A 20643-nucleotide genomic window follows, 5' to 3' on the forward strand; every position below is an offset into this window, starting at 1 on the left:
TCCGGGCCGAACAGTATGCCCGGCCACAAAGTCCCGGCGTTCAGGACAAGGCGGCCTCGACATGCGAGGACCATGCTGTCCGCTCCCCCGCGACGCCATCGCGGCCGGACACCATACACCACTGGCTATGTCAGCCTGTGTTTCAGGTCAAGATGGGCTCATTCCACGCAAGCGCTCGGACCGGCGACGCAACATTTCTACGGTCGCCAAAAGCAGGATAGAAATTACGACAAGGATTGTCGCAACAGCCAGAATAGTCGGACTGATCTGTTCGCGCAGACCCGTAAACATTTGCCACGGCAGCGTCTTCTGGCTGGCCGAGCCAACGAACAGGACGACCACGACTTCATCAAACGAAGTGATGAAAGCAAACAGGCCTCCGGAAATCACACCTGGCAGGATCAGAGGCATTTGAACGCGGAAGAAGGTCGTGACCGGGCTCGCTCCCATATTCGCAGCCGCACGGGTCAACGAATGATCGAACCCCACGAGCGTTGCGGTTACAGTGATAATCACGAAGGGAATGCCTAAGACCGCGTGCGCAAGGATCACTTTTACATACCCCACAAAGGTCTTGTTCAAACCGAGAGAGCCTTCCAGCCAATTGCCGATGTCGCTGTAAAAAAAGAACATGCCGGTTGCTGAAATGATCAGGGGAACGATCATTGGAGAAATCAGGACAGCCATAATGGCCCGCCGACCCGGCACATGGCTCTGGCTCAGCCCTATCGCTGCCAACGTGCCAAGGCTCACCGAGATAATCGTCGCAATCGGTGCGATAATCAGCGAGTTCTTGAAGCTCCGCTGCCACTCGTTGTTGGTAAAGAAGTCGCGATAATGTTTTAGCGAGTAGCCTTCTGCCTCGAAGCGCAGCATCTCGGGTGTAAAGGTAAAGAAGTCCTGCGCATTGAAGCTCAATGGCATCACCACAAGGATCGGCGTGATCAGGAAGACAAAAATCGCGCCGCAGATTACCCGGAAAGTGTAGTGCCAAAGAACCTGCCCACCTGTCAGGTAAGGCAGCAGTTTCGCGCGGTAGCGGCCTTCATAAAGCCAATAGGTGAACCAATGGATGAAGGCACCGTAGAATATGCCAACAAAGACGGCAGGCAGCCCACCCATCATCGCACCCAGACCGGCGAAAACAGCCAAGGTCACCGTCTGAGCACGCCGCTCGTTCTTGAACAGATTGACATAGCAAAGAGCGCCAACGACAGCCATCACGGCTCCGATCAGAACTCCCAACAGGCCGGACCCGTTGGCCGTGCCCACAAAGAGTCCGAAGAAACCACCCGCCAGGGCAACACTGGGCAGAACCAAAGACATCGGTTTGCGTGAAATCGGAGTGAGTGAAGCCATTGTGTTTACCCCAATTTCACGTTGTCGATGCCGACGATCTTGTCATAGCACCAGTAGAGCAACAGAACGACGCCTAGCAGGATCGTCCCCAAAGCCGCTGCCAGACCCCAATTCAGCGAACTGGAGATATGGTAGGCGATCCGGTTCGAGATAAAGACACCCTTGGTGCCGCCAACGATTTCAGGCGTGATGTAATAGCCAATCGCAAGGATGAACACGAGGATCGAACCCGCCCCGATACCCGGCACTGACAGCGGGAAGTATACCCGCCAGAAAGCCGTCCAGTTGGTCGCGCCCATAGACTTCGCCGCGCGCAAATATGTCGGCTGGATCGTGCGCATCACCGAGTACATAGGCAGTATCATGAAAGGCAGCAGAATATGGGTCATCGCAATGATCGTGCCCGTCGCGTTGTTAATCAGGGCCAGGCGACTGTCATCCGCAACCAATCCCAACCACACGAGCGTTTCGTTGATCACACCCTGTTGTTGCAACATCACTTTCCAAGCCGAGGTGCGTACAAGCAGCGACGTCCAGAACGGCAATAACACAAGGATCATCAACATATTCGCGGTTCTCGCAGGCAAATTCGCCAGAAGCCACGCAACCGGATAAGCCAGCAATATGCAGCTACACGTGATGATCAGCGACATGATCAAAGTCCGCTGGAACAGCTTGATTAGGATACGCTTGTCTTCGGGCTGCACTTGAGCGCCCTCTGGTGTACGGCGCATATCAACCGCGTTCAGGAAATAGCCGTTGGTGATCTTAACAGAGTGGGTTTTGATCACGGCCCAGGTCTCCGCCTCTCCCCATTTCTTGTCGATATCTATCAACTTTTCCTTGAAAGGCGCGTCTTCGGCTGGGTCCAACCGCTTGATCTTGCGGCCAGACTTCCGGAACAGAGACGACATTCCGGTCTGCTCATAGTTCAGGCGGGTACCGAGTTTGGTGTGTTCCTTGTTTTCGATGGCCACGACCATGTCAGCAACAAACGCCTGATAGACCGGTTCGTCCGGTGCTTCGCCGCTTTCAACATCCCAATCCTGCAACGCGACCACCGTCAAAGGCAGCGTTTGAGAAACCATCCCGTTCTCCACAGAACGGAACAACATCGACCCGATTGGAATGATGAAAGAGACCAAGACAAAGATCAGGAGCGGAGCAATGAGCGCCATCGCGCGCATTTTCTGAACTCGCAAAGACCGGGCAAGGCTGCGTTTCAGCGGCGTGCCATCTGCGGCCAATACCGGACCCGACTGGGTTGCATCGCTCATATTTCTGATCCCGTTGATTTTTCGCGGTGGTTTGTCCACCGTCGGTTTGGTCTGAGGGGGCAGAACCCGCCCCCTCAGGAAGTTTTGCGATTACTTAGCCAGCCACGCCTGGAACTTCGCGTCGATGTCGTCGCGATAGTCAGCCCAGAACTCGTAGTTGTAGAGGAACGTGTTCTTGGCGTTTTCAGGATCGGTCGGCATATGCGGTGCCATGTCGATGCCCAGGTCAGCGTGCTTGCCAACAAGCGGAGCGGAAGACGCGCGGGCCGGACCGTAGGAGATGTATTTCGCCTGATCCGCAAGGCGCTGGGTGTCAGTCGCGAACATGATGTAGTCAAGCGCGCGTGCTTTGCGTTCATCTGACAAGCCTGCCGGAATGATCCAACCGTCAAGGTCAAACACCTGCGCGTCCCAAAGCATCGCCACCGGCTGCTTCTGCTCTTCGATCACAGAGAACAGACGACCGTTGTAGGTCGAGCCCATGATAACTTCGCCATCTGCCAGAAGCTGCGGCGTGTCTGCACCTGCAGACCACCAGATCACGTCGTCCTTGATGGTGTCGAGTTTGGCCAGAGCCTGATCCTGACCTTCCGGAGTCGCCAGAACGTCATAGACGTCTTCCTTCGCAACGCCGTCACACAGCAGAGCCCATTCCATATTGTTGATCGGACGTTTCTCGAGCGAACGCTTGCCCGGGTAAGTCGCGGTGTCGAACACAGCGCAGATTTCTGTCGGCGCAGTATCACCTACGAGGTCGGTGCGGTAACCGAAGGTGGTCGAATATACGATCTGCGGAATAAAGCACTCGGACACCAGCAGGTCACCGAAGTCTTCGGATGCCGAGGTGCCATCTGGCGCCGCTGCCAGCTGCGTATCCGGATCGATTTCCATCGCCAGACCCTCGTCACACAGACGGATCGCATCTGCAGCCACAACATCCACAACATCCCATGTGACGTTGCCGGCTTCATCCATCGCGCGCAGCTTGGCCACTGCTTCGGCAGAGCTGTCGTCGTTGATGATGGTCACGCCAGTCTTTTCGGAATAGGGCTCGTGATACGCCCGCAGTTGCGACTTGGAATAAGCACCGCCCCAGGAGACGATAGTCATTTCTTCCGCGATGGCGGCAGGTGCCACCAGAGCGGTTGTGACGGCAAGAGCTGTCAGTTTGGTTTTCATTTCAAACACTCCTTGTTGAACTTAATTTTGTTGCTTCCCCCGGATCTTTCGCCCGGGTTTCTAACTGCTGAAAATTGTTACGCATCGAGCGCGCGGCAATCCTGCGGCAACCAGCCGATTTCGATTTCCTGCCCGGGCGTAAGTTTAACGGCATCCGGCGCATTTCGGGTTTTCACGATGAAATCGTCGTTGCCGGCCACCGAAAGGCGGAACCGGAAGATGTCGCCCATGTAAATGAATTCCAGCACCTTTGCCTTCAGCGTATGAGCATCAGGATTCAGCCTGTCCTTGTTGAATTCCACGCGCTCCGGACGGATGGAAACTTTGGTACGATCACCGACGTTGTGCACATTGACGGGTTTGGCGTCGATCTCCTCGCCATCATCCAAAGTGATCACGCAGGTGTCTCCGCTCATCGATGTCACCACGCCTTCCAGCGTGTTGTTCTCGCCAATAAACTGCGCAACAAAACTGTTTTCCGGCTCCTCATAGAGTTGGTCCGGCGGGGCCAATTGCTGAATGCGGCCATCATCAAAAACGGCCACGCGATCGGACATTGTGAGCGCTTCCGTTTGGTCGTGCGTCACGTAAACCGTCGTAATGCCCAATTCGTGCGCCAGACGGGTGATCTCGAACTGCATGTGCTCGCGGAGTTGTTTGTCCAGAGCCCCAAGAGGTTCGTCCATGAGAACCAGTTCAGGTTCGAAAACCAACGCCCTTGCCAGAGCGATCCGCTGCTGCTGGCCGCCAGACAGTTGCGCCGGGCGGCGTCCGCCGAATTCGCCCATTTGCACCATATCCAGTGCACGCTTCACCTTGGCTTCTCGCTCGGACTTGCCCAGCTTGCGAACTTCCAATGGAAACGAAAGGTTCTCAGCCACCGTCATGTGCGGAAAGAGCGCATAATTCTGGAACACCATCCCAATGCCCCGCTTGTGCGGCGGGATATTGTTGATTGAGGTACCTCCCAGAAGGATTTCTCCATGGGTGGCTGTCTCGAAACCTGCGAGCATCATCAGGCAGGTGGTCTTGCCGGACCCAGACGGCCCCAGCATCGTGAGAAATTCTCCTCTCGGCATCGAGAGGTTCAGGTCTTTAACGACGAGATTCTCACCATCATAAGATTTCTGCACACGTTTGAACTCGACAAACGCATCGTGGTTCCCCGTATCAGCCACGGTCACTCCCTGTCTTTCATGTCGCGGCAAGTTGATCCCGCCGTCGCATTTGACACTGCCATTAGAACGCGCCGCTTCCGACTTTAGCAAGTACGAAAACGACAGTTCTGTAACAGCCCCGCCTTGTTAGCGCCCTACATTTGGGCATTCACAAGCGCCTTCATGTGCCATGCAAGGCTTTGATTACTGGACAAAACCGGCTTTCCGATTTTTTGCTGCACCACCTCAAGTGCCTCAAAAGTGCGCAGGTTTGTGCAGCTAATGAACACCCCGTCAACGCCTGTATCCCCCCCGAGTCGTGCCGCAGCGTCAACAACAGATTCGCTCGAGATGCGCGCGACCCGCGCTTCCTCCGCGACTCCAAAGCTTCCAAAGACCGGCATTTCGATCCCTTCATCGGCAAAAGCATTTCGAAGCGGAGTGTTCACCTCCTCGATATACGGGGACAGCAGCGCCATTCTCGAAATTCCGAGATCGGCGGCGCAGGCGACGGCCGCACGCAAAGGATTGGTCACTGCCGTGGTTTCACACCCTGACCGGACAAGGTCCTCGACCCGATCCGACCCGATAACTGAACTGGCGGATGTGCAGGCGTATCCGACAACACCGAGTTTCCGCGAATTGGGCAACAAACCGGCGGCTACCTTTAAATCAGCAGCCATGGCGGAAAGGGTTTGTGTCGTAACCTCTTCCCCGCTTGGAATGCGCGACACATACATCGGGCTGGGGTGATCTGCGAATGCCTGTTTGAATTCTGGCTCAATGGTTTCGTCGACCTGCAAGACGATCAGTCCCATCGCAGGTGCGTTTCTGTCGTCCAATTCGTAGCTCAGCGCACTCATATTACCGGAAGCTCCCGCCCGATCCGTGGGCTCAAAAAACGGGCACCCGTTTCGGTGATCGCGATGTTCTCTTCGTGCACGAGGATTTTGTTACCGACGGAGATTCCCGGTTCCAGCGTCAGCACCATCCCCGTCTCCAACACCGTGTGATCTGTTGGGATGAGCGAAGGCCATTCGGTCAGAGACATGCCCAAACCATGCCCCAACCGTCCGGCGTCTGTGCCGCCCGTTCCGGCAGCAACCACGTCGTTCATGACATGGAACAACTCTGCAGCGGTCACACCCGGCTTCGCGAGCTCGAATGCCGCGTCGGAAGCATCGATCAGTTTGCCGAACGCAGAGAGAACGTCTTCCGACACGCTCCCGACAGCCCAGTTCCGGTCATAGTCAGAAAAATACCCGTCCCAAACGACTCCTGTATCCAGCATCAGGACATCGCCACGAGTCAAAGGTGCGTCGGTTGCTGGTGAAATGACGTCGCCATATCCCCCTTGCTCCGCGCCACCCGCGAGGTAGGACACCCAATCCCCTCCCTCTTCAAGGCACAGCATTTGAAATCTGCGGTATATCTGCTCCAGCGGCTTCCCCTCTGCGGCAATCTCCGGTACCCGCGCAAAGGCCCGTCCAGCAATAGCACAAGCCGTTTCTATCTTTGCAATTTCCGCATCTGACTTGACCATTCTCAACGCTCTAAGAATGCCCCCGTCCCCACAAATCTTCCGCTGCCCGATGCCATCGCGAACCCGCTGAAAATCCGCGAGCGGCATCCGCAATAGCGTCTCATGTCCATCTGGCACGCCAATCCGCGCCCCCTCCGGCGCCACCTCGCAAAGCGTGTCTGCCAAGAGGCTCACTCCGTCATCACGCAAATCCGGCGCGGTCCATGTTCGGATGTCGTCAATCCAGGTTTGTCCCATCAGCGCAGCACCAATCGAAGGGATAACTGCAATTGGCTTGCCGCTGATAGGCAGGATCAGAAACCATGGCCGCGTTGGGCTTTCCCAAAACCTTGTCAGATAACCGGTGAAATACCGAACCTCCGGCTCTGTAGTCAGGAGCAAAGCCGAAAGCCCCGCATCGGCCATTCGAGATTGAGCGCGCGCGCAGCGCGCTTCAAACTCGCTTTCAGAAAACCCGCGCATGACTGTCAATCCGGGACCTCCGACAAAAAGCACAGCACCCGAGACGTACCGGTTAATCCGATTTTTTCTCGTGCTGCGCCGTCCAGAACCGCGGCAAGTCCAGCGCCGCCGGAAGCCGTTGTTTCCAAACCCATCTCGGCCATTACACCCAGACACCCCTTCACATCTTCGTCGCTTAGCGTCAAAAACGCATCCGCATCCCGAGCAAGTCCATTGAGCGCAATCAACGACGGCTCCTTGCAATCCAATCGCCCCATTATGCTGTCAGGCCCATCCGCGATCACGGCCGCCCCAGCTTCAACCGAAGCTTGCAAAGCCGGCGCGGCGACCGGCTCGACAACCACAATTTCAGGGGCATTCCCCCAGACCTTTCGGACGTAGGCTGCCACTGCACCGGCCAAACCGCCAACGCCCGCTTGCAGAACCACATGGGTTGGAACTGTCGGGCACTGTCGGACAGCTTCGGCTGCCATCTGCAAATAGCCTTCCATCAAAATATGCGGCAGTTCGGCATAGCCTTCCCAAGAACTGTCCGACAGCAAAGTCCAACCGTTTTCTTCGGCGGCCTTGGCAGCAGCCGCCATAGAAGCAGCATAACCCGCGCCTTGGCGCACGACGGTGGCCCCTCGATCGGCAAGGCGCGCCGCAAAACTCTCGGGAACAGTTTCGGCTATATAGACAACGGCTTGCGCCCCAAAAACACGCGCTCCTGCTGCAACGCTCATACCGTGATTACCCGCACTTGCTGTCACATAAGTCCGACCAATCAGGCTCTCTGCATCCGGTTCCCCGTTTGAAGCATCCCATGCCTGACGGGCTATGACATAGGCTGCGCCCAGCGCTTTGAACGATCCAAGACCCATCCGCGAACGCTCATCTTTGACCCATAGCGCCCCTACTGAACCGTTAGAGGACACATCTGCCAAGGGCGTCTCTTTCGCAACAGGACACAAGTTTAGCAGCGCCGAAACCCGATCCTCGTCAACCGACGGATATGGGTATCCATCTACCAGCTTGTCTTTGCCCTTAAACGGGTTGGCGACCAATTTCATCGTTCTGCACTGCTCCCATGCCAATCAACCGCGCCAGCTTAGCCACCAGCTTCGGCCTTGCCCATTACAATTTGCCAAGCTGGAATACCCGTCTGAAAAGGCGCACAAAAAAACGCCGCGACTATCTCGAGCCGCGGCGTCCTGACGAGCGCTGGATGTATCCCTAGCTTCCCCACTCCCACGTCGGAATGAAGCCTTTCAAACAGTTGTCTACTTTGGTTTCGTCACCATCGACTTTGGGCACAACCTGCGCGACCATGCCCCGTTTCTTGTCATCAACAACTTCGGCCACACGCTGTTCCAAGCCTGCGTTTTCCAGAACCTGATTGAAAACGCGCTTGATAGCACGCTTGCGTAGTTCGGGTTTGAATACCTTTCCAACAAGCGTCAAAGGCATCTCTGAAACGATTTCCAAATACTTGGGGGCCGCCGCCCGTTCCGAAATGTGCTGCTTCGCAAAGGAAAGTAGTTCTTCGGATGTTCTGGACGGGCCCTCCACAAGTTCGACGTAGGCACAAGGCAACTCGCCGGATTTTTCATCCGGTTGACCGACGGCGGCGACGAACGACACGTCATGATGCGCCATCAAAGCTTCCTCAATGACAGCAGGATCAATGTTGTGCCCGCCGCGAATGATCAGATCTTTCGCGCGCCCTGTGATCCAGATGTATCCGTCGGCGTCCTTACGACCCAAATCCCCGGTCCGGAGGTATTTCTCCGCTGCATAAAGACCAGCGTTCTTTTCCGCTTCAATGTAGGTCGCGCCGACATTCACGCCGGGCGAATGCACGCAAATTTCGCCAATCTCATCAACGCCACATTCCCGTTCGACGCCATCTTGAGTGATATCAAGCACTTTGACATCGGCAAACGGCACCGGAATGCCGACCGAACCAACCTTGTCCGCAACACCTGGCGGCGTGATGGACGCCATGCAGGTGTTTTCGGTCATTCCGTAGCCTTCCATGACGGACAATCCTGTGGCCTCGTTAAACTGCCGGAACAAATCCATTGGCATCGGAGCCGACCCGGACGTCGCCAGCCGCAACGTCGACACATCTGCATCAACCGGCCGTTGCATCAATGCCGCAGCAGCCGTGGGCACGATGATCGAAACGGTTGCCTTATGCCGTTCAACCAACTTCCAGTAGTTGTCGAAAACACCGTCTCCGCGGAACCCTTGCGGCGTCGGCAAGATCAGGTGCGCCCCACCCTGCAGGCACTGTCCCAGAACAACGTGTCCTGCCATTACATGAAACAAAGGCAGCGGGCACATAATGACGTCCTGCGTGTCAACCATGCCTTCGCTGAACATCCACCCCTGATAAATGATCGCAGATACCTTGTGTTGAGCAACCTTCGGCGTGCCGGTGGTCCCGCCCGTGTGGAAATAGGCGGCATAGCGATCCTCTCTGGCGTCTTCAAAGTCCAAAGCCGCATGGTTTTGCTTGGCGAGTTCCTTGGCAAACCGCAGCACTTTGGCCTTGTGACGATTGGGGTTTTTGGGTCGGATCAAGCCGACTATGCCGCGCTTGATCGGGCTCAGATACCCCGCGAGGTCGATTTCCAACACTGTCTCGACGCTCGGTGCGTGCGATACGGCATCAGAGCATTTTTGCGCGATGTCGGTCTTTGGCAAGCTGCGCAAAGTAATTACGACCTTTGCTTTCGTTTCGCGCAAGATGCCACTCACTTGCTCTGCTTCAAGCAGCGGGTTAATCGGATTCACGATGCCCACACACATTGCCCCGAGCATCGCCACAACCGTTTCCGCACAATTGGGCAATACCAACGCAATCACATCTGTCGGGCCGACCCCCAACCCACGCAACAGGTTCGCACATTGGGTCACCTGTGCGTACAATTCTCCGTAGGTAAGCGTACGCCCCACATCGTCAGGATCAGACGTCAACTGAAACGTGATGGCCGGTTGGTCCGGATGCTGCTTTGCTTTGGCCGCCACCATTTCATGGATAGAGTGATATGGCTGGGTTTCTTCCCAACTTGCAGTCTCCGCGAGGGCGCGTTTCGCGTCATACGCCTCTTGCAGCTGGCGAAACAACGTTTCGCCTTTGGCTAGTTCTGTCATGTATCCTCCCTTGCCCGTTCGGGCTATTGCCGCAAGGTTGATCCAATTTTTTGCCGTTTGGCGACAATTTTCCGTAGATGACGTAGCTGGACCCTCCCTCCGTCCGCGCGCCCAATCTCAATCTAAGCCATTGAATTATAATTAAACTATCATCCTTCAAAGGCCTTTCAGACAATCTTGACAGTGATAAGATTTTTAGCTGATCTTATCGTTGCTAAGATTGACCAAGGGAGGGCGAATCTTGAAAGACTTCGATGCCATTGTGATAGGCGCAGGCAACGCCGGCCTTTCTGCAGCGACTACACTGCAACGTGGCGGCATGCATACATTGCTGCTGGAGCGCCACAACATACCAGGTGGATGCGCTACATCTTTTGTTCGCGGAGACTATGAATTCGAAGTCGCACTGCACCAGCTTTCCGGCCTGGGTACCGAACAAGAACCTTCGATCTTGCGTCACGTCTTCAACAGCTTGGGCCTTGAAGGCAAAGTAGACTATGTCGAAGAACACCACCTGTACCGGTACGCGGTGCCCGGCGTGATCGACATCACTTTACCGGCCAGCGTGAGCGGCATCGTCGAGGTTCTCAGGGAGGCTTTCCCTGAAGAAGCCCATAAAATGAAACCTTTCATGGATCTTTGCGAAGTATTGACGCTTGAGGCCTATATGGCCTTTCCCCGCGCCAAGGCGACCGGCGACCCGGAGGTGATCAAAAAGAACTGTCGCAACTTTGTGAAATACGGCCTGCGAAGTGCCAAAGACGTACTCGACGAATTCTTCGACGATCCGGTCCTTAAAGGTGTCCTTGGCGGCTATTGGGGGTATATGGGCCTGCCTCTGAAGGAGCTGCCTTTTTCCGATCTTGGCGTCATGCTTTATGCCTATGCCGCAATGAAACCCTGGCACGTGGTTGGCGGCTCTCAGGCGATTTCAAACGCTCTGCTGGATAGCTTTCTTGAGGCCGGTGGCGAGGTGCGCTTCAATTGCGGCGCGGAGCAGATCCAGACTGAAAACGGCGCGGTCGCGGCTGTACGAACGGAAACAGGCGAAGTTTTCACCACCAATCAGGTCATTTCCAACGCCAGTTCCATCCTAACTTACAATCACCTTCTGGATCGCCCGGAACTCGCAGGCGAGGTTCGCAATGATTTTAAGTCCCGCCGCATGGGAACATCCGGCTTCGTCCTCTATATGGGGCTGGATTGCACACCCGAGGACCTGGGCCTGAAAGTCGCCACCAACTTTATCGCTGATACAATTGACGATGAAGCCCAGCATGCAGAAGCGCTCACACTCGAAGGCGCACCGAAAGGCTGCCTGTTCACCTGTTACACGGTCGGTGACAAGTCGATGGCGCCTGAAGGAAAATCCGTCGTTGCATTGATGTGCCTTCAATACGGCTCGGCTTGGGACCACGTAAAACCAGAGGACTATGCGGCCACGAAGTTCGCCTATGCAGAAAAACTCATCGATTTAGCCGAAACTGTCATTCCGAATATTCGAGGCCACATCGAAGAGATCGAGGTAGCTACACCTATGACCATGATGCGCTACCTCAACACCCCCGGTGGTGCCATCTACGGCTTCGCACAGGACATCGCGGAACATGGCGCCGTGCGCGACAGGTTCAAACCTGTCCATGGCCTTAGCCTCGCCGGTTCCTGGTCGGGCATGGGCGGGTTCCAACCCACCTATCAAGCAGGCGCATCCGTAGGCGGCTCTATCCTGCGCAAGCAGAACAGGAAGGCAGGTTAACAATGGCTCCCAATGATATTCGCTCCGTCATCGACGGTTTTGATGACGCACGCGCCCGCATGCAGGACATGGCGCGCACTGGTCATGACTTCGCCGGAGAAGGCGACGCCGTCAAAAATCGGATCAACGCGTTGCACCCCAAACGGCTTTCCCTCACTGTCTCTGATGTGATCGCGGAGACGGACACGTCTCGAACGCTACGTCTCACGCCTGACGCTGGCAATCTGCCGCCGTTTTTGGCGGGCCAGTATGTGAACGTGTTCGTCAATGTGAACGGCGTGGATACCGCACGGCCTTTTGCAATCAGTTCCGCTCCCCAAGACCGCAGCCACTACGACATCACAGTTCGCAAACTGCCCGGGGGCTTCGTCAGCCCTTGGCTTGTCGAAGGCCTTCAGATTGGTGCGAAAATATCCTCTTCCGGCCCAATGGGATCTTTCTTTGTAAACCCGATCCATCATGGAAAGGACTTGGTGTTTTTGGCGGGGGGCTCCGGAGTTGCCCCCGCAATAAGTATGATCCGCGACCTCGCTGCACGTCAGACAGGCGCCAAGTTCCACTTGATTTACGGATCGCGGTCCCCGGACGACATCATCTTTGAAACGGAGCTTCAAGAGCTCCAGCAAGCCAACGATTTTCTGACGGTTACCAACGTGATTTCCGAACCGCAGGAAGGCTTCAAAGGCCGGACGGGTTTCATAGATGCTGCATTTATGACCGAGTTGTGCGGCGACATGTCTGGCAAAACGGTTTACCTCTGTGGACCTCCGGCAATGAACGAAGCCTGTGCAGCCATGCTGCGGGACATGGGGTTCCCGGACAAACGCCTGCACATAGAAGCAAACGGCCCTCCGGTTGATCCAACATCTCGATCGGGATGGCCGGTTGGCCTCTCAGCGGAGCATCCGGTGACAGTCACGGTCAAAGGACACGGAAGCTTTGAAACAAAAGCTGGCGAGCCACTTCTAAACGCCCTTGAGAAGGCCGGCTACCAAATCGAGAATGCCTGTCGTTCTGGTGAGTGCAGCCTCTGTCGTATCAAAGTTCTTTCTGGCGAGGTTTTCAATCCTTCGGAAGCGAAGTTGCGCCAGTCCGATCGGCGGTTTGGGTGGGTGCACTCCTGCGTAGCCTATGCGACCACTGACGTGGAAATCCTGATTTGAACCAACTTGCGTCGCCTACTGGCGGCGCAGTCTCACACCCGCTGCTGCGCGTTCATAAAAGTACGCAGGATTCCTTCAACGCCATCTTCCGGCGGTACAATCAACTCCTCGCCGACGAGCGAAGCAAGTCCGTGAACCATGCCCCAAGCCCCTTGCGACAAGGCCTCGGCGCGACTTGGGTCACTGACCATGCGCTCAAATTCGGCCTTCAAAATGGCATACGGCTTTGTCGCTTCCCGCTTCAACTCGGAGTGAAAAACCTCGGCTGCCTCATCAGCGCCAGGAGTCATAGTGGACAGCATCAATCGGTAAAGGTTCGCATTATCCAGGGCGAACTGAACATAGGCAGCCCCAAACAAGAGGACCTGTTCCCGCGGAGACTGGTCAGGCGTGCGGCGGCTTTCCATCGCTTCGGCCAGTTGCCGAAATCCCCCTGCACTTATTGCAAGAAGCAACGATCGCTTATCTGGAAAATGTGCGTATGGCGCGGTCCGACTTACACCGACGCGTTCTGCGACAGCCCGCAACGAGAGTTTCTCTGCGCCCTGCTCACGCAGAAACGCCGTTCCGGCCGCAACAAGTGCCGCCGACAAATTGCCGTGATGATATGTGCCTGTTTTTTCCGCCAACTTGTTAGAGCCTCCTCGTGGTGCAATCCGCTCCGACGTTCGGAGTAAATACGCGAATTGGCCTCGAGCGCCAGACAAAACGCTGGGGCAAGCAGCCCCACAACGACCGTTCTCGACACTTGCGCCATGGGTCGGACTGTGTTGAGGTTTTAGGGACTTCTCATCGACCAATCCAAAGTCCCAAATGACCATTATCACACGACTCCTCAAAGAACCGCTCCTGCACTTTCTGCTGATCGGCGCCGGAATTTTTGTAGTTTTTTACGCGATGAACCCGGCTGCGAAAGAAGAGACTTCAGACAAGCGCATCGAGATATCAGAAGCTGAAATGGCGCAGATGGCGCAAAAATTCCAAACAACTTGGCGCCGCCAACCGAACGATGAAGAGCTGACCGTTCTGATCGACAGCAAGGTGCGTGAACATATTCTCGTTCAAGAAGCTCTGTCTCTTTCCCTTGATCAGAATGATGCCGTTATCCGGCAGAGGCTGGCCCAGAAAATGACCTTTCTGATCACCTCGGCTGCGGGCGCTCTCACGCCATCGGAGAGCGACCTGCGTGGGTACTTTGAGGAAAACAGTGAGCAGTATGCGTCGGAGCCGAAACTGGCTTTCCAGCAAGTATTTCTTGCAGAACAGCAGGATCAGGCAGCTTTCGATGAAGCCTTATCCGCGCTCAATAGCGGCGCTGACCCTGTTTCAATCGGTCAACGCTCCATGCTGCCCGCAGAAATTCGCCTTTCAACGCGCCCTGCTGTCGACGGTATGTTCGGCCGCGGTGTTTTTGACGCCGTGCTGACCGCCCCAACTGGAACCTGGCACGGCCCCATACAGTCCGGCTTTGGCTATCACGCCGTGTTTGTCACCGAACTCGTGCAAGGAGAACTACCTGAGTTCGCAGCCGTACAGGACGCCGTGATCTCAGATTATCGGGAAGGCAAAGCACAGGAACTGACTGAGGAAATCCTCAAGGAACTCCGAGCAAGCTACGATGTCGTCCTTCCGGATCAGGCCGCGCGGGACGCAATCACACAATGACCGTGAAACGTATCTTTCTCGCGCTTATAGCCCTGACATGGCTGATCCCGAACTCGGCCTTCGCTCACGCACTGGAACCGGGCTATCTAGAAATCCGCCTCGTCGGCGCTGACAGCTATCGGGTTTTCTGGCGCAAACCCGACGTGCAGAGCGCACCGATGGAGATTTTTGCGGTCCTGCCCGCACATTGCGAAACGCGCGAAGGTCCCGCGCCCACATCTGACGGCCAAGCTTGGGTATCGGCTTGGGTGACCAATTGCGCCGGAGGTCTTTCCGGCGGACAGATCCTGATCCGCGGGCTTGAAGCACAGAACACCGACGTTCTTGTACGGTTTCCCGGGCCGGACGGCACCGTCTACACCCAGCGCCTGACCCCTCTGGAGCCTTCTTTCGAGGTGCCGGTCGATCCGTCTTCGTTTGACGTGATCCGAAGCTACCTTCCGCTCGGGGTCGACCACATTCTGGAAGGCCTTGACCATCTGCTGTTTGTTTTCGCTTTGCTGCTTCTCATCTCTGATCGCTGGCGGCTTGTCGGGGCAATTACTGCATTCACAGTTGCGCACTCCATCACGATGGCCGCTGCAACTTTGGGATGGGTCGCGCTCCCGGGGCCTCCGGTTGAGGCCGTTATTGCCCTTTCGATCATGTTCCTCGCGTCTGAACTACGCCACAAAGGCGGGCAGGACATGCGATTGTCCGAACGCTATCCGTGGACCGTGTCCTTCTCCTTCGGTTTGCTACATGGCTTTGGTTTTGCAGGCGCACTTCGTGACATCGGCTTGCCTCAAACCGACATTCCTCTCGCCCTTCTGTCGTTCAACCTCGGGGTCGAAATTGGCCAACTGATCTTCGTCGCCGCCGTTCTGGTCACCGCAACAATCCTGCGCCGCCTTGTCCCATGGGCTGTGGCGTGGGTACGCCCCGGCACACCTCTTTGGATACTGAGCGTCTACGCCATCGGCGGCGTATCGGCCTACTGGTTCATAGACAGGGTATCGGGGTTCTGAAACATCACCCCAAACGTGAAAACGGCCGCTCAACGCGGCCGTTTTGTTTTTGGGTTGTTGGCTCCAATCAGCCTTCTGGCGTGTACCAGATCGGCGACGTGTAGGCGCGTTCCTGACCGATAAGCTCTGCGCCTTCCGGGATTTCGGCACCAAGGCGAACCTTGTCATATACCACCCAGCGCGGGGTCGGAATTTCCAGAACCCGCACGTAATAGAACGCGCGCTCAGCAGGATCGAAATCCGGGTCAGTCCAGATTGCGGTCAACTCCGAAGCACCGATTGTGTTGGTCCAAGTTGCCGCCTCAAGATCGACGGTGTTGCCAACCGCAGGCACTTTTCCATTCGCGTCCGGTTCGCGATCACCAGACCACGCAACATCATAGACCTTTTCTTGCAGTGTGCCATCGGCCTCAAGCCAGCCTTTGACAACCTGAACACGGTCCAGATTGGCACCGATCGGATCGCGCAAAGCAATGATCATGAAGTTGGGCGCGTCGGACGTTTGGGCTCCAAGGTCACCGCCCATCGGAGCGCCTTTCTCGTACCCGATAAAGGCTGGCGCGCGCGAGCGCAAATCGTCGTCCTCAAACTCCCAGCCCCCGAAGAAACGCACGGTCATGCGGGGACCGGTCGTCGCATAGGTTTCTTTTCGCTTCATCGCGTCAAAGATTTCGCGCCGGGTGTTATTCTTGGCCCACACACCGGTATAGCCCGACGCCAGAAGGCGATAGCCTTCAATTTCGCCAAGGTCGGACTTCACGAACGGGTGGTTCATGCGCGTGGCACTCGGCTCCACGGACGTGGACTTGCCAAAGAAGTTTTCTTCTTCGGCTGTGGCCAGCGCGGTATGGCTGTCAGTCGCAGCGCCGATACCGAATTTGTATGGGTTAACGCCCAGCTTTTGCTCAAGAAGCAAGCCTTGTTTCAGCGCCTCACGCGCGTACTCCCGCGACAACATATCGTCGGTCTTCAACTCGGTGATGTCGAGGTTGCCAACATCCCAGTTCTCATAGTCCGCAAACTCGTCATCCGGAGACAGATACGGGTGCGCTTCACCATCCCCCTTGATCTGGGTGATCTCGTAGTGCGGCTCCCATTTGGCGCGCAACTTGACGTATTCTTCGTCCACCTTGCCACCATGATATGTGTCCTCGGTCGGGAACATCCAGCCGTTTGACAGGTTGCCGTTGTGGGCAAAAGCCATCGCGGTGCCGCCAGTGCGCTCCTCGTAATCTTCAAGCCACTGCCAAAGGTAGAACGGATCGGTGTCGCCAAAAGGCGCCTGTGTCACAGGCGGCGACACCTGTAACGCAGAATTGGCACCATCGCGCAGCATGACATTCCGGTGCAGGTTGAAACCCTTTGGCACAGAGGTCCATTCAAAGCCGATGAAGGCCGTGAAGTGGCCCGGCTCGTTGGCATCTTCTGCTGCATCAACAATGCGTTCCCAAACGCGGTCATAGGCTTGAGCGCCAGTGCTGTAAGACGTGAGGAAACTCTCCGGAAGTGTGCCTTGAGTGAACGACGTGATCAAATCAACGGCTGCAACCCCCGCAGCGGCGCCACCCTCAAGGAACCCCGCGTACCACTCGCGTCCCTTCTCTTCGGCAAGAACATTCGGTGCACCGTTCTGAAGATCGATCGCAAAACCCATCAGGTCGGTGTGATCGGTCAAAACCATCCAATCGAGCGGCCGCCCCAGCTTGACCGGCAAGCCCGTTGAAGAAATGATTTCTTCGCCTTTGGCCAGTTTCCAGGCATCCTCAGGCCCAAGCGTGTTACCAAACAAGCCAGCGTCCAGTGACATACCCGTATGGACGTGGGTATCACCCCAAAAAACGTTGCTCGGGAACGAGCGTTTGGCGTAAGGCGAGTAGGTTTTGCCCGGATAAAGGGTTTCAAACTGTTCAGGATCGGCTGCGCCTCCATCGGCCCAAACCGGTGTCGCCAAAATGGACGAACACAGCAACAAAGCGCTCAGTCTTTTCATAATCCGTCTCCCAAAAAACAAATCTCTCAATACCGACCAACATGGCCGCACCTCGGAACCCTACCACGTAAATTGCTGGTGTCAGGGAAAAATTTTCTCTCATCCCGCCTCGCACCGTGAACGTATTTGGCCCATAGTGCACTGGACTTTCAGCGACCGTTCTCGTTTCAGGTTAGGGTGAGTACGGCTGTTAAAAGAATTGGATTGATTTGGGCGACACATGAAAAACCTCGCAAAATCCATATGTTTAGCGACCTTGCTGCTGGCGACTCCAGCGCTGCCTTGCGCTTTTCACGGCTACACTCCAGTTCCCACACTTGTTGAAAAACTGATCGACAGCAGCGACATCGTTCTGGCTCGCCCATCCCCGCAAAATCTTTTCCGGTTCACCCCTGTTGAGGTTCTTCGCGGCGAAGTTTTAATGGACGAAATTCCCCATCTTGTGGACAGCGCTACAAGGCGGCGTATCGCAAACAAACCCGAAGACCGCGTCCTCTTTGCCAAAAACGCACTGACAGGCGAATGGACACGCCTCGCCTACATAGATGGCGACATGGACGATGCTCTTCGCGAAATCATGCAACGGCTGCCGGACTGGCGCGACGGAGAATTGGAAAGCCGTGCCGCCTACTTTTCGACCTTGCTCGGACACGACAATGCGGCCCTGAATACCCTTGCCCTACGAGAGCTGGATCTTCTGGATTACGGGACCTTCCGTGCCCTGTCGCTCCAGATCGACGCGGCGCGACTTCAATCCCGGCTGAACATATTGACCGAACTGGACCTCCAACCGATCCGCGTACTGTTGCTCGGTCTAAGCGATCAACAAGGGATGACCGATTTTTTCCGAGAAGGCGTCCGGCTTCACGCCAAAAGCGACGGTCCAATGATCGGCGCATATGGACTTGCGCTGCTGGAATATCAGGGAGCAGCAGCCGTGGAGTGGATCGTACAGCGACAACTCGCGCCTCAAGCGCTACCAGCCCAGGCCCGCAGCACGCTCGTGGCGGCCATGGCCATTCACCATGAGGTCGGAGCCGCCGAAACGTCCGTGGCAATTCGCGACGCTCTTGCGCGCGCCGTCGTTGTTGACCGCGAACTTGCCTCGTTGGTTAACCTGCACTTCAACCTGATGCTGGATGAAACCGAAACCAAAGACCTCGGCCTGGAAGTCGTTCTGGCTCTGACCACCGTTTCCAGTAACTGACCGCCTGCTCCTCCGACGGCTCTAGAACTGCGCTCTCAGCTGGGTTTTCTGCACTTTACCCATCGAGTTGCGTGGCAATGCCTCCGACACTTCAGGCCTGAGAGGACGTTTGAATCGCGCCTGCCCGCCCCTCTTTGTGAAAGCTTTTACCGCCCCCACGATAGCCGCACAAAACATACGATCCCAAAGAATCGCAGACCGTGTAATCGATACAAAAACCCTGCGTATTTTGATTTTTAGCGCGATTTTTAGCAGAATAGTACACAGGCATGGTAAAAACATACTAGCGACCCGGCGTCAGCTTTCGCCACCCTAAGAGGGTCTTGTCCAAATCCGGGCAACGATTGGGAGGAAATTATGAACAAACTGAAGACGACCTTTCTGGGCCTGTCTATGTGCGCTGCCAGCGCGCTGACCGCCCATGCACAAGAACTCACTATCGCGATCGTGAACAACGGTCACATGATCAACATGCAGAAAGTGGCCGAGGCGTACACCGCAGACACCGGCGTAAAGCTGAACTGGGTTTCGCTGGAAGAAGGTGTTCTGCGAGAGCAAGTCACATCGGACACCGCAACCGGTGGCGGCCAGTATGACATCATCAACATCGGCATGCAGGAAGCGCCCATTTGGGGTGCTGCCGGCTGGATCGAACCTCTGGAGTTCGGTGCCGAGTATGACATCGACGACATGCTGCCCGCGATCCGTAATGGCCTGAGCCACGAAGGCACTCTTTATGCCGCCCCGTTCTACGGCGAAAGCTCGATGGTCATGTACCGCAAGGACCTTACAGACGCAGCGGGTGTGTCGATTGCCGACAACGACAGCTGGGACAACATCAAGGCCGCCGCGATGGCAATCCACAATCCTGACGCCGGTGTCTACGGCGCCTGCTTGCGCGGCAAGCCGGGCTGGGGTGACAACATGGCCTTCATCACGACCGTCGTAAACTCATTTGGCGGCGCGTGGTTTGACAAGGACATGCGTCCGACGATCGACTCCGACGAATGGCGCGCAGCCATCAACTTCTATGTTGATCTGCTCGGCAACTACGGTCCTCCGGGCTCCGAAGGCAACTCCTTCAACGAAATCCTGGCGCTCTACAACGAAGGCAAATGCGGCATGTGGATTGATGCCACAATCGCGGCCTCCTTCCTCGAAGTCGACGGTGTGGCATACGCTCAATCGCCGAACGCGGGCAACCCAGTAGGTGCAAACTGGCTCTGGGCTTGGGCAATGGCGGTTCCTGCCGGTTCCCCGAACTCTGATGAAGCCAAGAAGTTCATCGAATGGGCAACCTCCAAGGACTACATCAAAGCCGTGGCAATGCACCCTGAATTCGGTTGGGGCTCTGTGCCGACCGGTACGCGTGCCTCCACATACGCCTATCCTGAGTTCAAGGCAGCAGCGGCCTTCGCCGGCGCCGAAATGGCGGCCATTGAAAGCGCAGCTCCAGAGGCAACGGACCTGAAACCATACGTAGGTGTGCAGTTCGCCGCGATCCCAGAATTCCCGGAAGTCGGCTCCGCTGTCGCACAGGAAATGGCTGCAGCTCTGTCCGGTGCGAAGTCTGTTGATGACGCTCTCGCAGCATCTCAGGCCGCAGCAGACGCGATCATGTCCGAGGCGGGTTACTACTAACCCCCTCCTCCCCGGGAAAGGCCTGACACCCCTCTGTTGGGCCTTTCTCCCTCATCTCTGATTTTCCCGTCAATTTGGTCCCTGATCTATCGGTCA

At 56.1% G+C, this 20643-nt stretch carries 16 protein-coding genes; 6 read left to right on the forward strand and 10 right to left on the reverse strand.

What is annotated here, in order from left to right:
• Positions 1 to 147: 147 nt before the first annotated feature.
• From BXY66_RS18410 to BXY66_RS18445, 8 genes are all read right to left on the reverse strand, one after another.
• Positions 148 to 1359 (reverse strand): ABC transporter permease, encoded by a 1212-nt coding sequence (locus BXY66_RS18410; protein ID WP_132861880.1) that lies wholly within the window; start codon positions 1357 to 1359, stop codon positions 148 to 150.
• Positions 1360 to 1364: 5 nt separating this feature from the next.
• Positions 1365 to 2636: an ABC transporter permease gene (locus tag BXY66_RS18415; protein ID WP_132861881.1), complete on the reverse strand. Its 1272-nt coding sequence runs from the start codon at positions 2634 to 2636 to the stop codon at positions 1365 to 1367.
• Between the two features lie 90 nt (positions 2637 to 2726).
• Positions 2727 to 3815: an extracellular solute-binding protein gene (locus BXY66_RS18420; RefSeq protein WP_132861882.1), complete on the reverse strand. Its 1089-nt coding sequence runs from the start codon at positions 3813 to 3815 to the stop codon at positions 2727 to 2729.
• 77 nt (positions 3816 to 3892) lie between these two features.
• A complete protein-coding gene (locus tag BXY66_RS18425) occupies positions 3893 to 4993 on the reverse strand; it encodes an ABC transporter ATP-binding protein (protein WP_132861883.1) in 1101 nt (366 codons plus the stop codon).
• 134 nt (positions 4994 to 5127) lie between these two features.
• Positions 5128 to 5835 carry a maleate cis-trans isomerase family protein gene (locus tag BXY66_RS18430; RefSeq protein ID WP_132861884.1) on the reverse strand — a complete coding sequence of 236 codons (708 nt, stop codon included), beginning with the start codon at positions 5833 to 5835 and terminating at the stop codon, positions 5128 to 5130.
• On the reverse strand, positions 5832 to 6977 hold the full coding sequence (locus BXY66_RS18435) for a M24 family metallopeptidase (protein ID WP_132861885.1): 1146 nt from the start codon (positions 6975 to 6977) through the stop codon (positions 5832 to 5834). The genes BXY66_RS18430 and BXY66_RS18435 overlap by 4 nt, the downstream gene beginning before the upstream one ends.
• 5 nt (positions 6978 to 6982) lie before the next feature.
• Complete coding sequence (locus BXY66_RS18440; protein ID WP_132861886.1) at positions 6983 to 8029, reverse strand: pyridoxal-phosphate dependent enzyme; 1047 nt, start codon at positions 8027 to 8029, stop codon at positions 6983 to 6985.
• 163 nt (positions 8030 to 8192) lie between these two features.
• The gene (locus BXY66_RS18445) at positions 8193 to 10118 is read right to left on the reverse strand and encodes an acyl-CoA synthetase (RefSeq protein ID WP_132861887.1); all 1926 of its coding nucleotides are present in this window, start codon (positions 10116 to 10118) and stop codon (positions 8193 to 8195) included.
• Between the two features lie 241 nt (positions 10119 to 10359).
• Between BXY66_RS18445 and BXY66_RS18450 the strand changes: the two genes are divergently transcribed.
• The gene (locus tag BXY66_RS18450; RefSeq protein ID WP_132861888.1) at positions 10360 to 11874 is read left to right on the forward strand and encodes a phytoene desaturase family protein; all 1515 of its coding nucleotides are present in this window, start codon (positions 10360 to 10362) and stop codon (positions 11872 to 11874) included.
• 2 nt (positions 11875 to 11876) lie between these two features.
• Positions 11877 to 13037, forward strand: coding sequence for a 2Fe-2S iron-sulfur cluster-binding protein (locus BXY66_RS18455; protein ID WP_132861889.1), 1161 nt, complete (start codon positions 11877 to 11879; stop codon positions 13035 to 13037).
• A 32-nt stretch (positions 13038 to 13069) separates the two neighbouring features.
• On the opposite strand, the gene BXY66_RS18460 is transcribed toward BXY66_RS18455, so the two are convergent.
• Positions 13070 to 13666, reverse strand: coding sequence for a TetR/AcrR family transcriptional regulator (locus BXY66_RS18460; protein ID WP_165929244.1), 597 nt, complete (start codon positions 13664 to 13666; stop codon positions 13070 to 13072).
• A 184-nt stretch (positions 13667 to 13850) separates the two neighbouring features.
• Between BXY66_RS18460 and BXY66_RS18465 the strand changes: the two genes are divergently transcribed.
• Complete coding sequence (locus BXY66_RS18465; protein ID WP_132861891.1) at positions 13851 to 14702, forward strand: peptidyl-prolyl cis-trans isomerase; 852 nt, start codon at positions 13851 to 13853, stop codon at positions 14700 to 14702.
• On the forward strand, positions 14699 to 15709 hold the full coding sequence (locus BXY66_RS18470) for a HupE/UreJ family protein (protein ID WP_132861892.1): 1011 nt from the start codon (positions 14699 to 14701) through the stop codon (positions 15707 to 15709). The genes BXY66_RS18465 and BXY66_RS18470 overlap by 4 nt, the downstream gene beginning before the upstream one ends.
• A 67-nt stretch (positions 15710 to 15776) precedes the next feature.
• Here the strand turns inward: BXY66_RS18470 and BXY66_RS18475 are convergent, their stop codons facing one another.
• On the reverse strand, positions 15777 to 17699 hold the full coding sequence (locus BXY66_RS18475; protein WP_132861893.1) for a DUF3604 domain-containing protein: 1923 nt from the start codon (positions 17697 to 17699) through the stop codon (positions 15777 to 15779).
• Between the two features lie 256 nt (positions 17700 to 17955).
• Here BXY66_RS18475 and BXY66_RS18480 point away from each other — a divergent pair, with 256 nt between their 5' ends.
• On the forward strand, positions 17956 to 18906 hold the full coding sequence (locus tag BXY66_RS18480; protein ID WP_165929245.1) for a hypothetical protein: 951 nt from the start codon (positions 17956 to 17958) through the stop codon (positions 18904 to 18906).
• A gap of 357 nt (positions 18907 to 19263) precedes the next feature.
• The gene (locus BXY66_RS18485) at positions 19264 to 20547 is read left to right on the forward strand and encodes an ABC transporter substrate-binding protein (protein ID WP_132861895.1); all 1284 of its coding nucleotides are present in this window, start codon (positions 19264 to 19266) and stop codon (positions 20545 to 20547) included.
• The last annotated feature ends 96 nt before the right edge of the window (positions 20548 to 20643 follow it).

The sequence above is a fragment of the Shimia isoporae genome, from assembly GCF_004346865.1.
GTDB classification, from domain to species: Bacteria; Pseudomonadota; Alphaproteobacteria; order Rhodobacterales; family Rhodobacteraceae; genus Shimia; species Shimia isoporae.

Bases quoted from the DNA above. Each gene is read 5' to 3' on its own strand.
- BXY66_RS18445 (WP_132861887.1), bottom strand. From the start codon at position 10,118: ATGACAGAACTAGCCAAAGGCGAAACGTTGTTTCGCCAGCTGCAAGAG.
- BXY66_RS18470 (WP_132861892.1), top strand. From the start codon at position 14,699: ATGACCGTGAAACGTATCTTTCTCGCGCTTATAGCCCTGACATGGCTG.
- BXY66_RS18435 (WP_132861885.1), bottom strand. From the start codon at position 6,977: ATGCGCGGGTTTTCTGAAAGCGAGTTTGAAGCGCGCTGCGCGCGCGCT.
- BXY66_RS18410 (WP_132861880.1), bottom strand. From the start codon at position 1,359: ATGGCTTCACTCACTCCGATTTCACGCAAACCGATGTCTTTGGTTCTG.
- BXY66_RS18420 (WP_132861882.1), bottom strand. From the start codon at position 3,815: ATGAAAACCAAACTGACAGCTCTTGCCGTCACAACCGCTCTGGTGGCA.
- BXY66_RS18415 (WP_132861881.1), bottom strand. From the start codon at position 2,636: ATGAGCGATGCAACCCAGTCGGGTCCGGTATTGGCCGCAGATGGCACG.
- BXY66_RS18430 (WP_132861884.1), bottom strand. From the start codon at position 5,835: ATGAGTGCGCTGAGCTACGAATTGGACGACAGAAACGCACCTGCGATG.
- BXY66_RS18440 (WP_132861886.1), bottom strand. From the start codon at position 8,029: ATGAAATTGGTCGCCAACCCGTTTAAGGGCAAAGACAAGCTGGTAGAT.
- BXY66_RS18475 (WP_132861893.1), bottom strand. From the start codon at position 17,699: ATGAAAAGACTGAGCGCTTTGTTGCTGTGTTCGTCCATTTTGGCGACA.
- BXY66_RS18465 (WP_132861891.1), top strand. From the start codon at position 13,851: ATGACCATTATCACACGACTCCTCAAAGAACCGCTCCTGCACTTTCTG.
- BXY66_RS18485 (WP_132861895.1), top strand. From the start codon at position 19,264: ATGAACAAACTGAAGACGACCTTTCTGGGCCTGTCTATGTGCGCTGCC.
- BXY66_RS18455 (WP_132861889.1), top strand. From the start codon at position 11,877: ATGGCTCCCAATGATATTCGCTCCGTCATCGACGGTTTTGATGACGCA.